The organism is Pseudomonas edaphica, assembly GCF_965277385.1.
Taxonomy (GTDB): domain Bacteria; phylum Pseudomonadota; class Gammaproteobacteria; order Pseudomonadales; family Pseudomonadaceae; genus Aquipseudomonas; species Aquipseudomonas edaphica.
In genome coordinates this window covers 4929777-4944996 of sequence record NZ_OZ255725.1, presented here as the reverse complement: position 1 = coordinate 4944996, position 15220 = coordinate 4929777, and the positions used below count along the sequence as shown (strand labels likewise).

The following is a 15220-nucleotide window of genomic DNA, read 5'->3' as shown; positions in this document are numbered from 1 at the left end:
GACCGTTACCACGAGAATGATGACGCTACGCTACACACACTTAATTAGGCATCGTGGTTTAGGTTAGCGTCTACACTCGATATTAAGTTATGACGTTATTCAGATTTGGAGCTTTCTCCAATGCCCGGTGCACCTGAAACGACCAGTACCAAAAAGCTGAATCCGCAAAACAGCCATCCTCGCTGGTTGAGGCTGGCCCACTGGTTGAACGCTTTGGCGGTGTTGGTAATGGTCACCAGCGGATGGCGTATATACAACGCCTCTCCCCTTTATGGTTTTGATTTTCCCAAGTCGATCACCTTGGGCGGTTGGCTGGGTGGCGCGCTGCAATGGCATTTCGCGGCCATGTGGTTACTGGTTGTAGTCAGCCTGTTCTACATACTTTTCAATCTTTTTAGTGGCCGGCTGTCGCGTCGGTTTTTTCCTGTATCACCCAAAGGCTTTTTTCATGATCTGTGGTCTGCTCTCCATGGTCGGCTGGGGCATGACGATATAAGCCATTACAACTATGTGCAGCGCGTGGCGTATCTGTTCGTGATCCTCGACATTACCGTTCTAGTGATTTCTGGGTTGGTGTTGTGGAAGTCAGTGCAGTTTCCGCTACTACGCGAACTGCTCGGCGGCTACGACAGCGCGAGACACGTGCACTTCATCGCGATGTCTTTACTGGTGGCGTTCATCGCCGTTCATCTGGTGATGGTCGCACTGGTGCCGAAGACGTTATGGGCCATGATTGTCGGCCATAAGGAGCACGTATGAGGAAGCGCCCGGAGCTTGATGAATCGGCCATTTTGAGAGACGCGCGAAAAATTATTTCGCTCAAAGTCGAAGATCACTCACGACGAGCCTTCCTGCTGCGTAGCTTGACCTTAGGCGGAGTGGCGATGCTGTCCGGCTGTAACATTTCCGATAACGATCAAGTTGAAACGGCGCTGTCCTCCATGTCTCGCTTCAACGACCGGGTGCAGGGCTGGCTGTTCAACCCGAACGCCATGGCACCCACCTATCCTGAGTCGATGATCACGCGGCCATTTCCCTTCAATGCCTTTTACGGCGTCGACGAAGCACCGACCGTAGATGAAGACACCTACCGATTGGAAGTAACCGGAATGGTCGCCGACAAGCACAGCTGGAAGCTTGAGGAACTGCGGGGCATGGCTCAGACCGATCAAATCACCCGCCACATTTGCGTCGAGGGCTGGAGCGCCATCGGACGCTGGGGCGGTGTGCGCTTCAGTGATTTCCTCAAACGCGTTGGAGCCGACACCGATGCCAAATACGTCGGTTTCAAATGCGCTGACGATTACTACACCAGTATCGACATGTCCACGGCACTGCATGCGCAAACGCTACTGACGCTGACCTACGACGGTGCCGTACTGCCGCGTGAATATGGCTTTCCAATGAAGCTGCGCATGCCCACCAAGCTTGGTTATAAGAACCCAAAGCACATTCAAGCGATTTTCGTCACCAATACCTATCCCGGTGGCTACTGGGAAGACCAGGGCTATAACTGGTTCGGCGGTAGCTGACGCCCAAGGCAACCCCATTGCGCGGCCCCGGCTGCGCTTATTCGCAACCTGAGTCTCAAGGAGCTTCACGATGAAAAGGTTAACGACTGCAATCCTAGGTATATGCCTGGCAGTGGGCGTCGCGGTTGTACACGCCGACGATACGATGAGCAATGATACGATGAAGAAAGACACGATGTCCCACGATACGATGAAAAAGGACACGATGAAAAAGGATGAAATGCACAAAGACACCATGGGTAAGGACACGATGAAAAAAGACACCATGGGCAAAGACACGATGAAGAAAGATTCCATGTCCAATGACGGCATGAAAAAAGACGACATGAAAAAGAATGACATGTCTCAGTAAAGCGGTGCATTACAGCAAAATTGTACTGCGTCTGGAAAACCCGCCTCGGCGGGTTTTCTCGATAGCGCTCGCAGGTGCGATGGCATCAAGACGCAAACTGAGGTTTTAATGAGGTAAAGACCATTGAAACCAACCAAGAAAAAACCTCAAAACATAAGACCGTTGGCATTCGCTCAAGCATTCTGCAGCACAAACACCAAGCAAAAGCGCGTACCGGCTCCAGTGCTCTCAACGGTTACCCGACCGCCATGCAATTGCATAATTGAGCGGACGATTGCTAACCCCAAGCCACCCGAGTCGTCCGGCTGATTGCGTGACGGGTCGCACCGGTAGAAGCGCTCAAACAGTCGAGGTAGATGTTGCGCTGAAATCGGCGGGCCTTGGTTGTGCACTGTGACTTCGATCCTGTCCTCCCATACCACACTGCTGATAGTCACCGCGGTACCAGTCGCGCCATAACGTAGCGCGTTGGACAGCAAGTTAGCCAATGCTCGACGGATCAAGGCCGGATCAGCACACAACTGATCATGGGCCTGATTGATCAGCGTGACATCATGCTCTTGCGCCACGCCTTCAAAATACTCACACAGTTGCTCTACTAGATCGTGCAGGTTGATGAGCTCATGACTTACCGATGCATGCGACTGCTCGTTACGAGCGAGAAACAGCATGCTGTCGATCATTCGCGCCAGACGCTCATATTCTTCCTGATTGGAAACCAGCAGGTTCTGATAGTCCTCAATTGAACGACCATGCCTCAGGGATTGTTGGGTATGCCCCATCAGGTTAGTGAGCGGGGTACGCATCTCATGGGCAAGATCCTCTGAAAATCTTGAGAGCTGGGCGAACCCGTCTTCGAGGCGTGCAAGCATTTGATTAAGCGCCTGGCTGAGCACTTGCAGCTCACTGAATTCGTGGAACTCATCCAACCGCAGATGCAGGTGGTGTGCATCAATGGCGGCAGCGCGCTTGGCCAGCAGGCGCACAGGTCGTAAGCCTCGCTGGCTGACCCACCCGCCGAGCACAAAAGCCAGCAGCGCGCCGACCGACATCGCGAGCCAGAGCTTGAGTCGGTAGGCCCCCAGCATCTGCTCGCGCTCGCTCAACAACTTGCCAGCAATCAGGGTCAAGCCGCGATCACCCTGCATTACATGCTGCCAGGCAAGCCGCACCGACACCAAAGTGTCACCATCACCCAACTGAGCCTGGGCTGCAGCCGGTAACGTGGGCAAGCTCATACTGACGGGGTTGATTTCGATCAGCACCTGGCCGGTGTCATCGATAATCCACAGCAGGTTGTCGCGATTACCCAGCATATTTTCGTATAGCTTGGGCCGATTTCTGAGTTGCTCGACGCTGACACTGTCGTTGATCAACGCCTGCATGCGCTCCAGGCGCCCGAGCAGGGCCTGGTCATCGCGCCACGCGATTTCTCGCTGTAACGACTGATAAAGATAAAAACCAATGGAGCCCAGCAGCAACGCGCTGACTAACGCGAACATGACCGCCAGGCGCAAGCTCAGGGCGCGCGGAAACAGTTTCAGGATTGCACCTCAAGCATGTAGCCGATGCCACGCACTGTCTGTATCAACTTGAGCGGGTAAGGATCGTCAACCTTGGCGCGCAGTCGCCGGATGGCAACGTCGACCACATTGGTATCACTGTCAAAGTTCATCTGCCAGATCTGCGAAGCAATCAACGAGCGCGATAGCACCTCTCCTTCACGGCTGACCAGCAGGTGCAACAGGGCAAACTCCTTGTTGGTCAGGGTCAGGCGTTCACCCTGGCGCGTGACCTTGCGTCGCAACAGATCCAGGCTGAGGTCTGCAACCAGAAACTGCTCGACCTCACGGGGCGGGCCCCTGCGCAGCAGCGTACGTACGCGTGCCAACAACTCGGCATAGGAAAAGGGTTTGACCAGGTAATCATCGGCCCCTGACTCGAGCCCTTTGACCCGATCCTCCACAGAGTCTCTGGCGGTAAGAAAAAGCACCGGGGTTTGCCACTTGCGCCGAATAATCTGCAGCAATTGCCAGCCGTCTAGGCCCGGCAGCATGACGTCCAGGATGATCAGGTCGAACTCACTTTCCTGCGCCAGATACTGGCCCTCCAGGCCATCCAGGGCGACCTCCACCACGTAGCCCGATTCAGTCAGGGCTTTGTGCAGGTAATCCGCTGTTTTCGCTTCATCTTCTACGACCAGGATACGCATCTTTTCCTCCGGAACTGGAGCATAGGCTAGCGCGCCCGAGCGTTTTGGCACATTACATCTTGGTAATCATCAGGCAATCATTTTGACGGAGTGCACGGGGCATCATGCCTGGCTATGACTCAGCCAGACCACACAAAGGACAAAGCATGCGTATAAGCCTATCGACCTCATTGCTGATGTCACTCGCAATGAACTCAGCGCTCGCCGTTGCAGCCCCGGATCAAGTGCTGCAGCGCAACGACGTGTCACTGGCAATGGCCAACGATTTGCTGAATGCCGCGCTGACAGCCTGTCATGCCGATGGCCGTACAGGCGTTGCTGCCATTGTCGACCGTGGGGGCAATTTAGTCGCCTTGCAGCGCGACGATAACGTGGGGCCACACAACACATTAGCCGCCCAACGCAAAGCCTATACCGCCCTGTCGACCAAAACGCCAACACGACTATTGGCAGAGCGTGCCCGCAGCACCCCCGATGCGGAAAACCTCAACACCCTGCATGAGCTGTTACTGCTGGGCGGCGGCGTGCCGTTGCTGTTTGAAGGGCAAGTCATTGGCGCGATCGGCGTGGCCGGTGCCGGCGGTGCAGCAAACGATGAAGGTTGCGCACTGGCCGCTATCAACAAAATTTTACCGACTGTCAAAAACTAAGGACATCATCATGACTGGATTAAAAACGTTCTTCGCGGGCCTTGTATTGAGTGTCGTATCGTCACTGGCGTTAGCGGCAGGAAACCCGCTCAGCGTGCATGTACTCAACTTACAAGATGGTCTGCCCTCCCCTGGCGTCAATGTCACGCTGGAAAAACAGGACGGCAAGAACTGGAACATGCTCAACAGCGCCGCGACAAACGAGCAAGGCCGTATTCCCGGGCTGTACCCCGATGGCCAGGCCCTGGAGAAAGGCATCTACCGTGTCACCTTTAAAACCGGTGAGTGGTTCAAAGCGCACAACGTCTCAAGTTTCTTTCCAGAGGTACCCGTCATTTTTGAGGTAGACGGTGCCGTTGCGCACTACCACATCCCATTACTGCTCAGCCCCTACGGTTTCTCTACCTACAGAGGGAATTGAGCGTCGACTGAAAAGACAAGGCCGCCCCTTGATCTCATGGGCGGCCTTTCTGCTTGATTATTTGACTAACGTTATGTCGATGACCTGCATCGCACCGCTGGACGTGTTCTCGCAAGCTACAGGCGATCCGTTCACGAAAGCAGGCTGACCGCCCGTAGCACAGCAAAAAAATAGTGCCCATTGTCAGTCTGGTTCTTTCAGCATATCGTGTAAAAAACTTATACAAGAGCATGGTCGATGTACAATAAAGTGAATTGGCCGCTGACGCTGTATTTTGACGGTGAATGCCCTCTGTGTGCGCGCGAAATCAAGCTCCTGCGCGGCCATGCCGTAAAGGATCGACTGCTGTTTGTGGACATCAGCAGCGGTGCATTCGACGCCAAGGCACTGGGGTTCACGTTCGAGCACATGCAGTCCTTGCTGCACGCCCGTTTCGCTGATGGGCGCTGGGTAACAGGCCTGGATGCCACCCTATGGAGCTGGCGAGCCGCCGGCTTGGGTTTTTGGGCAACGCCGCTGACCTGGCGCGCATTGCGCCCACTGCTCGAATTCGGTTATCGCCTTTTCTGCCGCTTACGTCCCCATTTGGCGTGGTTACCTCACCCAGATAGTGGCAGCCGCTGTGTCGATAACCGTTGCATGGTGCCGGCGTCAAAACCCGCATCAGACGAGCAGTCCACTTTGAAAAAAAAGCAGACATAGAAAGCTTCGCTTTGTCATGCCCCGACGCAGAACCTGGGTCATGGCTGATCTGGCGACCCCTGTGTCATCTGCGTCAGATCGTGCGCAGCAGATACTCTCCTACCGCCATGGATTGCCGACACATAAAGCGCAGCATGGCTGCGAGGAATCAAGATGAACCCATCATTAGCCGAGCATTACCGTGAAATTCTCGTCGGCGTAGGCGAGAACCCTGAGCGTGAAGGACTGCTGGATACCCCCAAGCGCGCAGCAAAAGCGATGCAGTACCTGTGCAATGGCTACACAATGAGTCTGGAGGAAGTGATCAATGGCGCATTGTTCGAATCGCAAAACGATGAAATGGTCATCGTGCGCGACATCGAACTGTATTCATTGTGTGAGCATCACATGCTGCCCTTCATCGGCAAGGCCCATGTAGCGTACATCCCCACCGGAAGTGTACTGGGCCTGTCGAAGGTGGCCCGAGTGGTGGATATGTTCGCCCGGCGCATGCAGATCCAGGAAAACCTCACCAAACAAATTGCCGACGCCATTCAGCACATCACCGATGCCGCCGGCGTGGCCGTGGTCATTGAGGCGAAGCATATGTGCATGATGATGCGGGGTGTGGAGAAACAAAATTCAGTGATGACCTCATCCGTGATGCTCGGCGCCTTTCGGGAGTCCTCTGCTACACGTCACGAGTTCCTGCAACTGATAGGCCGACTGGGTTAACACCAAAAAATCGCATCACACCGCAGGAGAGCCTGGATGAACACTCCCTTCAAAATGAATTCCCTCGGTGAGGGCTATCGTGCGCTCGTAATAGGCGCCAGTGGAGCGCTCGGCTCGGCTTTTTGTGAGTTGCTCAATCAGGATCCAGGGTGCGCGCATGTTCGTGAGTTGGGGCGCAACAGTGTTCCATTCCTCGATCTGGAGAATGCCGACAGTATCGCCAGAGCAGCAGCCGAATTGACGGAGGAAGCACCGTATCAGTTGATCTTGCATGCCGCCGGCCTGCTCCATCGCGACAAGATTAAGCCTGAAAAAAGTTACTCCGCGATTGATGCAGATGCGTTGCAGTCGGTATTTCAAGTCAACACAATCGGGCCTGCGCTGGTTTTGCGTCACTTTCTGCCCTTGCTTGACCCTCGCGGTGCGATGGCCATGCTCTCTGCCAAGGTGGGGAGCATCGGCGATAACCGCTTGGGCGGCTGGTACGCCTATCGTGCCTCAAAGGCAGCACTGAACATGCTGATCAAAACGGCGGCCATCGAACTGGCAAGAACCCGACCTCAGAGCCGACTGCTGAGCCTTCACCCGGGTACAGTTGTATCAGCACTGTCGCAACCCTTTCGGGGTGCCTCTGCCGCCAGGCCGGCAAACTTGGCGGCCGGTGAATTACTATCGCTGATCGACCGAATAGAGCCTGCCGACAGTGGCAATTTCTTCGCTTATAACGGAGAACGCCTTCCCTGGTAGGTAGGGATTGAAGATTGAAACCGCTACCCTGCGCTCTTGTTCAGCAGAGCCTCCATGATGAGCTTTGTGTCTCACGTGAAGGGCACATCGAGTCGCTGGCAATCTAGAGATACTTTCCAATGATCTCGAAAACGCTCATAACCCCCAAGTTGTCCTAGACTGATGTGAAATTCACCGGACTCTGAAAATGATCGACGCAGAATTGCTGAAATTGATGGTTGAAAACTCGAATGATGGCATTGTAATTGCCGAGCAGGAAGGCGATGAGAACATCCTGATCTACGCTAACCCCGCCTTCCAGCGCCTGACGGGATACAGCGTTGACGAAACGCTGTATCAGGACTGCCGCTTCCTTCAGGGTGATGACCGAGACCAAGCGGGCTTGGCTGTTATCCGAGAGGCGATAAAGATGCATGAGCCCTGCCGGCAAATCATTCGCAACTATCGTAAGGACGGTAGTGCCTTCTGGAATGAGCTGTCGATTACTCCGGTTTTTAACGATGCGGATCAGCTCACCTATTACATCGGCATCCAGAAGGACGTCAGCGTCGAATTTGAGGCCTGCGAACGCGTGCGTGAACTTGAAGCGGAAGTCGCCAACTTGAAAGCTAGGCTAGCTCAATAGCCATGTGAATGGCGCGAACGCTGATAAAGCTTTGAATGGAGGAAGTCAGTCGGCGTGTCAACGACTCAGCTGAAAGCGAGTGCAAAGAGCTCATTGCAATATCATTTTCTCCTCCTGCTATTCTGTCGTTTCCCAACAAGGAGTTGAAAAATGCACGGTGAATACTCGCTGTCAGACATCTTGGAAAGGATGTACGAAAACCAGCACGCCCTAGAGGCAGCCCTGATGGAATTGACGCTCCACGTAGAAGCCCACGGACATGCGGATGTAGGAAATAACGTTCGTGGTGCTCTGGAGGCAATCGGCGAAAACGCAGGCCACATCAAACAGGGTCTAGCACGGCTCAAAAAGTTTCCATGACCCTGCCACCGTTCGACGTTGCTCTCAAACGCGTGTCACGGCAGCACTCTATAAATGGTAAACACAAACAAAAAATGCTTTGGAATCGCGCCTGGATACTGCCCGCCAGACCCGATGCATGGGGGACGTTTTGAAGAAGGGTGAGCTCCCTGTTAAGACCTGCCTGACCTGCGGATTTCCCTTCTCATGGAGGAAGAAGTGGTCACACTGCTGGGAGGAAGTGCGCTACTGCTCGGAGCGCTGCCGGCGCAGTAAAAAGTGAACCACTTGGAAATCAATTACGAGAGCTTTAACGCTATACCTCTCAAATATCCAGTTCACACTCAAAAGAAATCCTTCGTATCCGCCATCGACATGGAGATGGCGGATACCGGGCCGTTAGCTATCAGCCCTTAGGAGCACCTTGGTCAACCAAAGCGCGCCAAGTCTTATAGCTCGGACGCTCTTGCATTCTTGCATACCAAGCACGCAACGCTTCACATTCTTCAGGAACTGGCAGTTTCACTAGCGACGCGAAGATCATCCCGCCGATGACTGCGATGTCCGCCATCGAAAACTTGTCGCCGGCAACATAGGACTGTTGCTGGAGAAGCTTGTCGAAGTAACGCATGCCTCGGGTCGCTTTTTCTCCCATTTTCGCGCCCCATTCGGCGTTCTGGTAGAGCTCGACCTTTGGCCCAAGTCCCGGCGTTGCGTGGTGGAAATAAACGCTAACGGCGTCCAGGAATTCGATTTCCGCACGCTTGGTCATCATGTGGATCAGACCTTTCTCGAGGGGCGTTTCCCCGGTCAGGGTCGGGTTACCATCCAAGCTATCCAAATATTGGGTAACGGCAGTGCACTCCGCGATCCGCGTCCCATCCTTCAGCTCAAGCACCGGAAGTGTGCCGGAGTAGTTGATCCCCAAAAATTCAGGCTCTTTGTGCTCGCCAGTCCAGAGATTCACCGAGACGAACTCGATCTTCGGCAACATGCCTTTTTCGGCGAGTGCGATGCGTACTCGAGCTGGGTATGGGCCATCAAACCAATCATAGATCTTCATTGGAGAGATGGTCGAGACGTCAGCGTGTGGCTGTGAAGTAGTCATAAAACAATACCTGCCTGCCTGTCAGTTGGTAGGTTGAGATTGCGCCTGAATTTCCCTACCGTCAACCCCTACCTGTCAATTGGCAGGTAGAAACGAAAGGAGTACGATCAGCGGCTTATTCAGTAGCATTCAGTTAAGGAAGGTGTGACGTGAGCGAGAATGCTCGAGAGCGAATCTTGGCAGCGGCTAAAGCTGCGGCCCAGTTGCACGGCTACGCCGGGATCAACTTCCGTAGCATTGCTGAGGAGGTGGGTATCAAGAATGCGAGCATTTATTACCATTTCCCAAGCAAAGCTGATCTTGGCGCAGCCGTGGCGGAACGGTATTGGCAGGAAACGAAGGAGGTGCTCAGTGACCTCAGGCTTTCCCATACTGACCCGAAGCGGTGTCTGCAGCTCTACCCATCGATTTTCCGTAAGTCCCTAGAGAACAGGAATAGGTTGTGCCTCTCGAGCTTCATGGCCGCCGAGTTCGAAGACCTCCCTAATCAAGTGTCCAAGGAAGTTAAGGCGTTCGCAGACGTGAACGTAAAGTGGCTTGCAGACGTTCTCGCTGACAACAAATGGGGTGATGCTGAAAGTTGTGAACGACGTGCTCTTGCTATCTACACCGCAGTGGCGGGCGCGCAGCTGATAGCTCGAACCCGGGATGATATCAACCTGTTCGACGATTTGATTTCAAGCTATCAGGAAGCAGGGTTAATTCCAGCTTGAACGTAGCCGTTGTAAAAGCAGAGGAGTCTCCTCGCCCTTGCATAGCCCAGTCCGGAAGAACTGCTCCAGATCCAGCAAAAATATGGTCTGATCTACCTATGAATGTGGGAAGGAATCGAATCCCTTCTTGGTTGTTTCATCAGGGACTGCTCATCAAATTAAATGATGGTGGGTCATTTTGAAAAAGAGTCAGCTCCCAGTCAAAACGTGCGTGACCTGCGGCCTTCCTTTCGCCTGGAGGAAAAAGTGGGCACGCTGCTGGGATGAAGTTCGCTACTGCTCGGAGCGCTGCCGACGCAGCAAGGGCTGAATCAAAAAATGGCCGTCAAGGGCCCCTTCGTATTCAATCCAAAATCACTTGGTTAACCAAGATTCGACGGTCGCCGCGCCGTGCTTCGCTTTCCAATCTTTCAACGTCTTATGGTTGCCGCCTTTTGTTTCGACGACTTCGCCTGTGTGAGGGTTTTTATAAACCTTCAACTGGCGAGGCTTGCGACTACCGGCTTTGGACTCGGCGGCTGGAGCGCGGCGGCCTGCTTGTGGATCAAGCAGGTTGATAACGTCTTTCAGGCTGTAGCTGTATTTTGCGAGCAAATCACGCAGCTTTGTTTCGAATTCGATTTCTTTCTTAAGGCCAGCATCGCCCTTCAAGGCTTCGAGCGCTTGGAGCTGTTCGGCGAGATGTTTTTCGAGTTGGCGAAATTCGGCAAGTTTAGACATAAAAAATTCTCGATGTGAGTAATACCTGAAGGTTACACCATAAATCACGGCCCGCACTTACTAGGAGCGACGCTAAGGTCTTTCGCCCGGCCAGCTCCCTTACCGAACGCCGACCTAATCACTACCCGTAATAAAGATGTACTGGCAGTATGATTACATTACATTGTGTCCATGTTCCCTCACGCGACATCGGGCGGGTTGGTCGACAGCCTCGGGGTGGCGCTATACCGACAAGGATTGTGTTATGCCTAATGATACAGCTCCGCCCGCCGCGCCCCCTTTTGTAGTGCCAGACCTCCCGCCACCACCACCACCACCACCACCACCACCACCACCACCGTTGGAGTTAGACGGCAACCATAAGGGTCTTCAAGCATATTTGGCACCTGGCGCTGCAGATTGGTCTCCGCTAGACGAGGCCGCATTTACCATCCTCAAAGGCGCCCCACCTGCTGATCCGGTGCAGATCAGTTCAAATCGCTCAGCCCTGTCAGACATGCTTACCGCAGCATTGCAGATACCAAACCTTGGTTTTCTCGCTGGAAGCGGGACATCACTCGGCGCACCTGGTGGCCCAGGTATGGGAGACCTTTGGGAGCGGTCTATGTGTAACACAGGAACTTGGACGCTTACGGAACTGGCTGCTCAAGTGGCAGCAACCGTGCGTTATCACGAAACGCTCAATCCGAACATTGAGCACTTCCTATCCCAGTGTGACGCTTACCTGGCTTTCAATGATGACGCCGCTGTGAGGGCGTTTGTTAGCGATGTGAAGGCTATTATCTTGGATGCTTGTTCTGCCTTCCTCAGAGCTCCTAACGCTGACATATCAGCCTATCGGCATTTACTTCAAAAGTTGGCCAGACGACGAGTAAGGGATCCTCGGCTCAAGGTGTTCACTACGAACTATGACATGTGCTTTGAAACAGCGGCGTCAGATCTCGGCATGATGGCTATCGATGGCTTCTCATACACTCGAAGACGCCGATTTGATGGCAGGCACTTTACCTACGACATTGTGCGCCGCGAAGCTGAGGGTCACGAATTTGCTGAAGGTGTTTTCCAGCTCTTGAAGCTGCACGGATCCGTAAGCTGGAGCAGAGACGGTAAAGAAATCTACGAAGATGCAACACCTACTCCAGCTAACGCGTGCCTAATTTACCCGGCAAAGGGAAAGTATCAGCAGGCATTTTTGCAGCCTCACCTGGAGCTTTTGTCACGTTATCTAGAGTTTTTACGCCAGTCCAACAGCTGTCTGATCGTTGCGGGCTTCGGGTTCAACGATGACCACCTCTCTGAGCCGATTTTCTCTGCTATTCAATCGAACCCCAGCCTCAAGCTCATCCTGTGTGACTTCCAATGCATCACGCATCTGCACAACCGCGGATTCCACGGCTCAAGTGCCTATTGGGGGAGATTCCACGACTTGGCTAAACGAGGCTTCGATATCCACTTCATTAGTGGCTCATTTAGTAACTTAGTCAGTCACATCCCGCACCTGCGCACCGCCTCGCCTGCTGAACAACTTGCCAACGCTGTGAAACGTATAGGAGGCCAAAGATCATGATATCGCTCGACGGTATTCTGGCTAGCAACCTAAAAATTGGAGTTGTCTCAAGCGTAAGTGCACAGTTGGTAAAGACGAACCTTGCTCATGCAGGTAACGTGAGCGGCCAGTATCTTGGGCATAACCGATACGGCAAGGGTGAGGTAGGTGAGCTCGTATTGATCGAAGGTCAACAGGCAGTATTGCTCGGGCGGATTACCGAAGTAACCCTCCCGGATAGAGACCGGACGGAGATATCCCAAGACTTTGCGGGGAGCCGTCAAATTGATGCTATCGGCTTCATTCGACTTTTAGGATCAGTGAATCCGCAATCGTTGCGAGTGACCGCTGGTGTGAGTTCATATCCGCGTTTAGGCGACCGGGTCTACTCGGCTCCAGGGGAATTTATCTCTCAAATCCCCTTGTTAACCTCGGCAGGAGTGGACGGAATCCCCCCAGAAATTTCGCTAAATCTCGGGCACGTGTCAGGTGACGGTGGTTTCCCAATCGCAGTCACCCCGGAGAAAATCTTTGGTAGGCACTGTGCAATATTGGGATCAACGGGCGGAGGAAAAAGCTGGACGACCTCAAAGCTGATTGAAGAGTGCCGGCGTTTCGCTGCCAAAGTGGTTCTTATTGATGCAACTGGTGAATATCGCTCTCTTGTAGGCCCAGACACACTCCACTGCCATCTAGGTAGTCCAATCTACCGTGCTCCGGATTCGCTGGAAGTCGCGATCCCTCCAACCAGCTTCACCGAAACTGATTTCATTGCGCTCTTCCAACCGTCCGGGAAGACTCAAGGGCCGAAGCTCAGAGAGGCCATTAAGAGTTTACGACTCGTAAATCTCGCACCAGATCTTTTTACTGATCGAATTGTGTGGAAAGTTGACCAGTCTCGGGTGAAATTTCGACAGGCCATGAACAGGGGTAACAATGCAAACTTGGTGGGCAATCCAAACCAGCCTTTCGATCCGAAACTCCTCGTCCGCCAGCTGATTCAGGAATGTTGTTACCCCACATCCTTCACCGATCCGGAGAGATTCGGCTCAGCAAACAATGAGATCTCTCACTGTTCATCCTTAATGACTCGCATCATGAGTGTTATGGAGTCTCCGTCGTTAAGCAGTGTATTCAGCCCTCCGCCCGAAATCAGCAGCCTCGTAGAACAGTTGGAAACTTTTCTCGCCAGTGACAAAACTCTATTCCGAATCTGCCTGAGCGCAGTGGGGTATGAATTCAACGCTCGTGAAGTGATTGCCAATGTTATTGGCCGGTTGCTCTTGCAACGCGCTAGAGCTGAAGCATTTCGATCAAAACCCCTAATCACCATTCTCGATGAAGCGCATAATTTCCTGGGTAAAACCATTGGCAGTGAAGATGATGTTCAGAATCTGGACGCCTTCGAGTTGATTGCTAAAGAGGGGCGGAAATACGGTCTGAATCTCTGCTTAGCAACTCAGCGCCCTCGTGACATAACCGAGGGCGTGTTGAGCCAGATGGGGACATTGCTCGTTCATCGATTAACCAATGATCGTGATCGAGAGGTGGTCGAGCGTGCCTGCGGCGAGATTGATCGATCAGCAGCTGCCTTTCTGCCCAATCTAAAGCAGGGTGAAGTCGCCATGGTGGGAGTAGATTTTCCTATCCCAGTGACGATCCAAATTGGTCGCCCCTTGCAACCGCCGATATCCGATGGGCCCAGTTTCCAGAGTTCCTGGGCTAGGGCTGAGGATATGCAGTAAAAAGCGTCGCATTTGTTTCCCTCCCTGACATTACCGAAGAATCAGAGACGTTGTGGGCCGCACCACTGTCGCAGTAAGTACGGGGACAGGTGAAGCTGACTTCTGGACTACCACATAATTGCCGGAAGCTGGCAGGCTTATTACCACGCTGAAATGTAGTGATTGCGTAGCGCGGGCTGGCGGTTGTCTTAGATATTCATCAGATACCAGTGAGTGCGAACACTCTGAATATCTGATGCCTTTCTGATCCCTACACTAGATTGAGTAACAGCGGATAAGACAGCGACACAATCCAGCTTAAATACAGTACGTCGTAACCGACGCAAGCGGAGCGCGCAGGCTGACACAGCAGAAGGCGTGAAGGATGGACGCCCGCAGGGCCGAGATACGGCGGGACGCGGGAGCTCGGTTCACGACAGCCTGCCCGCGCACAGCGGCTCGCCAACGAGGTAAGTCAATCAGATCTGGCGACCCGGCTCAGTAGCACCACCGTCGTGAGCCGAACATAACGTGACAGCAACCGCGTTCCAGGCGACAACAGGCTTTGGACTGATTCCCCATGAATGGCCGATACTCCCTTTTTATTGATGAGTGTCCGCCTCTTCAGCGGGATAAAACTCGCCCTTCTTCCCCATCTTTTTTAGCTGTTCGCGCACGATCAACTCAACGCTGGCAACTGCGGCTTGATCGTCAGGGTTGACCAACTGCAAGCAAAGGCGTCGGACGTTCTGATCGTGGGTGCCCTCACTCATCATCTCGTGGGTGAAGACCTGTTCACCACGCCATAGGCACAGCTGGGTATGAGTCTCGCCGAGCCATATCTCGTTGATTGATCTTAGGTCGGTGGTAGCCAGTTGATCGACTGTGATTGTCTTATCCATTGCTGTGTACCTTACCAATAAGCAGATACAGGTAGACTTACGGGCACAGGAGGTCGTTCCAAATGTCGGCAGGTCACACGGCTAGATGGTGGTGAAATACGTCCCGGATTGAGGTAGGACAATCAACGGTTGGAGCCGGCAAGTACGAATGGACAGACGGGAATTCCATGAATAATCCGGCTGCTTTACATTCAGATGGCCGCGCATGGAAAA

The 15220-nt window shown here is 53.4% G+C and carries 20 protein-coding genes; 15 read left to right on the top strand and 5 right to left on the bottom strand.

Going from position 1 to position 15220, the window contains the following annotated elements:
* Nucleotides 1-120: 120 nt before the first annotated feature.
* The 3 genes from ACQY47_RS22610 to ACQY47_RS22600 all read left to right on the top strand — a co-directional run bounded on the left by ACQY47_RS22610 (nt 121) and on the right by ACQY47_RS22600 (nt 1884).
* Nucleotides 121-759 (top strand): cytochrome b/b6 domain-containing protein, encoded by a 639-nt coding sequence (locus ACQY47_RS22610; RefSeq protein WP_428552025.1) that lies wholly within the window; start codon nt 121-123, stop codon nt 757-759.
* Nucleotides 756-1532 (top strand): molybdopterin-dependent oxidoreductase, encoded by a 777-nt coding sequence (locus ACQY47_RS22605; RefSeq protein WP_176999838.1) that lies wholly within the window; start codon nt 756-758, stop codon nt 1530-1532. Before ACQY47_RS22610 ends, ACQY47_RS22605 begins: the two co-directional genes overlap by 4 nt.
* A 70-nt stretch (nt 1533-1602) precedes the next feature.
* Nucleotides 1603-1884: a pentapeptide MXKDX repeat protein gene (locus tag ACQY47_RS22600; RefSeq protein ID WP_242167680.1), complete on the top strand. Its 282-nt coding sequence runs from the start codon at nt 1603-1605 to the stop codon at nt 1882-1884.
* 173 nt (nt 1885-2057) lie between these two features.
* Here the strand turns inward: ACQY47_RS22600 and ACQY47_RS22595 are convergent, their stop codons facing one another.
* A complete protein-coding gene (locus ACQY47_RS22595) occupies nt 2058-3428 on the bottom strand; it encodes a heavy metal sensor histidine kinase (RefSeq protein ID WP_428557378.1) in 1371 nt (456 codons plus the stop codon).
* Nucleotides 3425-4096, bottom strand: a complete 672-nt coding sequence (locus ACQY47_RS22590; RefSeq protein ID WP_017479552.1) for a heavy metal response regulator transcription factor — start codon at nt 4094-4096, stop codon at nt 3425-3427. Before ACQY47_RS22590 ends, ACQY47_RS22595 begins: the two co-directional genes overlap by 4 nt.
* Nucleotides 4097-4242: 146 nt before the next feature.
* Between ACQY47_RS22590 and ACQY47_RS22585 the strand changes: the two genes are divergently transcribed.
* From ACQY47_RS22585 to ACQY47_RS22550, 8 genes are all read left to right on the top strand, one after another.
* Nucleotides 4243-4746, top strand: a complete 504-nt coding sequence (locus ACQY47_RS22585; protein WP_428552020.1) for a GlcG/HbpS family heme-binding protein — start codon at nt 4243-4245, stop codon at nt 4744-4746.
* 10 nt (nt 4747-4756) lie between these two features.
* Nucleotides 4757-5167, top strand: coding sequence for a hydroxyisourate hydrolase (gene uraH, locus ACQY47_RS22580; protein WP_159956555.1), 411 nt, complete (start codon nt 4757-4759; stop codon nt 5165-5167).
* A gap of 237 nt (nt 5168-5404) precedes the next feature.
* Nucleotides 5405-5869, top strand: coding sequence for a thiol-disulfide oxidoreductase DCC family protein (locus ACQY47_RS22575; RefSeq protein ID WP_428552016.1), 465 nt, complete (start codon nt 5405-5407; stop codon nt 5867-5869).
* Between the two features lie 153 nt (nt 5870-6022).
* Nucleotides 6023-6583, top strand: coding sequence for a GTP cyclohydrolase I FolE (gene folE, locus ACQY47_RS22570; RefSeq protein WP_428552013.1), 561 nt, complete (start codon nt 6023-6025; stop codon nt 6581-6583).
* Between the two features lie 36 nt (nt 6584-6619).
* On the top strand, nt 6620-7330 hold the full coding sequence (locus tag ACQY47_RS22565) for an SDR family NAD(P)-dependent oxidoreductase (RefSeq protein ID WP_428552010.1): 711 nt from the start codon (nt 6620-6622) through the stop codon (nt 7328-7330).
* A gap of 187 nt (nt 7331-7517) precedes the next feature.
* On the top strand, nt 7518-7955 hold the full coding sequence (locus tag ACQY47_RS22560) for a PAS domain-containing protein (RefSeq protein WP_428552008.1): 438 nt from the start codon (nt 7518-7520) through the stop codon (nt 7953-7955).
* Nucleotides 7956-8105: 150 nt separating this feature from the next.
* Nucleotides 8106-8315, top strand: coding sequence for a hypothetical protein (locus ACQY47_RS22555; protein ID WP_428552005.1), 210 nt, complete (start codon nt 8106-8108; stop codon nt 8313-8315).
* Nucleotides 8316-8445: 130 nt separating this feature from the next.
* Nucleotides 8446-8577: a DUF2256 domain-containing protein gene (locus ACQY47_RS22550; RefSeq protein WP_428557377.1), complete on the top strand. Its 132-nt coding sequence runs from the start codon at nt 8446-8448 to the stop codon at nt 8575-8577.
* 123 nt (nt 8578-8700) lie between these two features.
* Here the strand turns inward: ACQY47_RS22550 and ACQY47_RS22545 are convergent, their stop codons facing one another.
* Nucleotides 8701-9357 carry a glutathione S-transferase gene (locus tag ACQY47_RS22545; protein ID WP_428557376.1) on the bottom strand — a complete coding sequence of 219 codons (657 nt, stop codon included), beginning with the start codon at nt 9355-9357 and terminating at the stop codon, nt 8701-8703.
* A 194-nt stretch (nt 9358-9551) separates the two neighbouring features.
* On the opposite strand from ACQY47_RS22545, the gene ACQY47_RS22540 reads away from it, so the two are divergent.
* Both ACQY47_RS22540 and ACQY47_RS22535 read left to right on the top strand, forming a co-directional pair.
* Nucleotides 9552-10115: a TetR/AcrR family transcriptional regulator gene (locus tag ACQY47_RS22540; protein WP_428552002.1), complete on the top strand. Its 564-nt coding sequence runs from the start codon at nt 9552-9554 to the stop codon at nt 10113-10115.
* Between the two features lie 178 nt (nt 10116-10293).
* Entirely contained in the window at nt 10294-10425 is a 132-nt protein-coding gene (locus ACQY47_RS22535; protein WP_428551999.1) for a DUF2256 domain-containing protein, read from the top strand.
* Nucleotides 10426-10469: 44 nt separating this feature from the next.
* On the opposite strand, the gene ACQY47_RS22530 is transcribed toward ACQY47_RS22535, so the two are convergent.
* Nucleotides 10470-10835: a histone-like nucleoid-structuring protein, MvaT/MvaU family gene (locus tag ACQY47_RS22530; protein WP_428551996.1), complete on the bottom strand. Its 366-nt coding sequence runs from the start codon at nt 10833-10835 to the stop codon at nt 10470-10472.
* A gap of 244 nt (nt 10836-11079) precedes the next feature.
* On the opposite strand from ACQY47_RS22530, the gene ACQY47_RS22525 reads away from it, so the two are divergent.
* Entirely contained in the window at nt 11080-12402 is a 1323-nt protein-coding gene (locus tag ACQY47_RS22525; RefSeq protein ID WP_428551993.1) for an SIR2 family protein, read from the top strand.
* Nucleotides 12399-14126 (top strand): ATP-binding protein, encoded by a 1728-nt coding sequence (locus tag ACQY47_RS22520; RefSeq protein WP_428551990.1) that lies wholly within the window; start codon nt 12399-12401, stop codon nt 14124-14126. Before ACQY47_RS22525 ends, ACQY47_RS22520 begins: the two co-directional genes overlap by 4 nt.
* A gap of 581 nt (nt 14127-14707) precedes the next feature.
* Here the strand turns inward: ACQY47_RS22520 and ACQY47_RS22515 are convergent.
* The gene (locus tag ACQY47_RS22515) at nt 14708-15007 is read right to left on the bottom strand and encodes a hypothetical protein (RefSeq protein ID WP_116030833.1); all 300 of its coding nucleotides are present in this window, start codon (nt 15005-15007) and stop codon (nt 14708-14710) included.
* Between the last annotated feature and the right edge of the window lie 213 nt (nt 15008-15220).

What these genes read in the sequence shown, in the direction of transcription:
- ACQY47_RS22590 (WP_017479552.1), bottom strand. Translation starts at nt 4,096, where the DNA reads ATGCGTATCCTGGTCGTAGAAGATGAAGCGAAAACAGCGGATTACCTG.
- ACQY47_RS22520 (WP_428551990.1), top strand. Translation starts at nt 12,399, where the DNA reads ATGATATCGCTCGACGGTATTCTGGCTAGCAACCTAAAAATTGGAGTT.
- ACQY47_RS22560 (WP_428552008.1), top strand. Translation starts at nt 7,518, where the DNA reads ATGATCGACGCAGAATTGCTGAAATTGATGGTTGAAAACTCGAATGAT.
- ACQY47_RS22585 (WP_428552020.1), top strand. Translation starts at nt 4,243, where the DNA reads ATGCGTATAAGCCTATCGACCTCATTGCTGATGTCACTCGCAATGAAC.
- ACQY47_RS22555 (WP_428552005.1), top strand. Translation starts at nt 8,106, where the DNA reads ATGCACGGTGAATACTCGCTGTCAGACATCTTGGAAAGGATGTACGAA.
- ACQY47_RS22610 (WP_428552025.1), top strand. Translation starts at nt 121, where the DNA reads ATGCCCGGTGCACCTGAAACGACCAGTACCAAAAAGCTGAATCCGCAA.
- ACQY47_RS22565 (WP_428552010.1), top strand. Translation starts at nt 6,620, where the DNA reads ATGAACACTCCCTTCAAAATGAATTCCCTCGGTGAGGGCTATCGTGCG.
- ACQY47_RS22605 (WP_176999838.1), top strand. Translation starts at nt 756, where the DNA reads ATGAGGAAGCGCCCGGAGCTTGATGAATCGGCCATTTTGAGAGACGCG.
- folE (WP_428552013.1), top strand. Translation starts at nt 6,023, where the DNA reads ATGAACCCATCATTAGCCGAGCATTACCGTGAAATTCTCGTCGGCGTA.
- ACQY47_RS22515 (WP_116030833.1), bottom strand. Translation starts at nt 15,007, where the DNA reads ATGGATAAGACAATCACAGTCGATCAACTGGCTACCACCGACCTAAGA.
- ACQY47_RS22525 (WP_428551993.1), top strand. Translation starts at nt 11,080, where the DNA reads ATGCCTAATGATACAGCTCCGCCCGCCGCGCCCCCTTTTGTAGTGCCA.
- ACQY47_RS22545 (WP_428557376.1), bottom strand. Translation starts at nt 9,357, where the DNA reads ATGAAGATCTATGATTGGTTTGATGGCCCATACCCAGCTCGAGTACGC.
- ACQY47_RS22575 (WP_428552016.1), top strand. Translation starts at nt 5,405, where the DNA reads ATGTACAATAAAGTGAATTGGCCGCTGACGCTGTATTTTGACGGTGAA.
- ACQY47_RS22600 (WP_242167680.1), top strand. Translation starts at nt 1,603, where the DNA reads ATGAAAAGGTTAACGACTGCAATCCTAGGTATATGCCTGGCAGTGGGC.
- uraH (WP_159956555.1), top strand. Translation starts at nt 4,757, where the DNA reads ATGACTGGATTAAAAACGTTCTTCGCGGGCCTTGTATTGAGTGTCGTA.
- ACQY47_RS22530 (WP_428551996.1), bottom strand. Translation starts at nt 10,835, where the DNA reads ATGTCTAAACTTGCCGAATTTCGCCAACTCGAAAAACATCTCGCCGAA.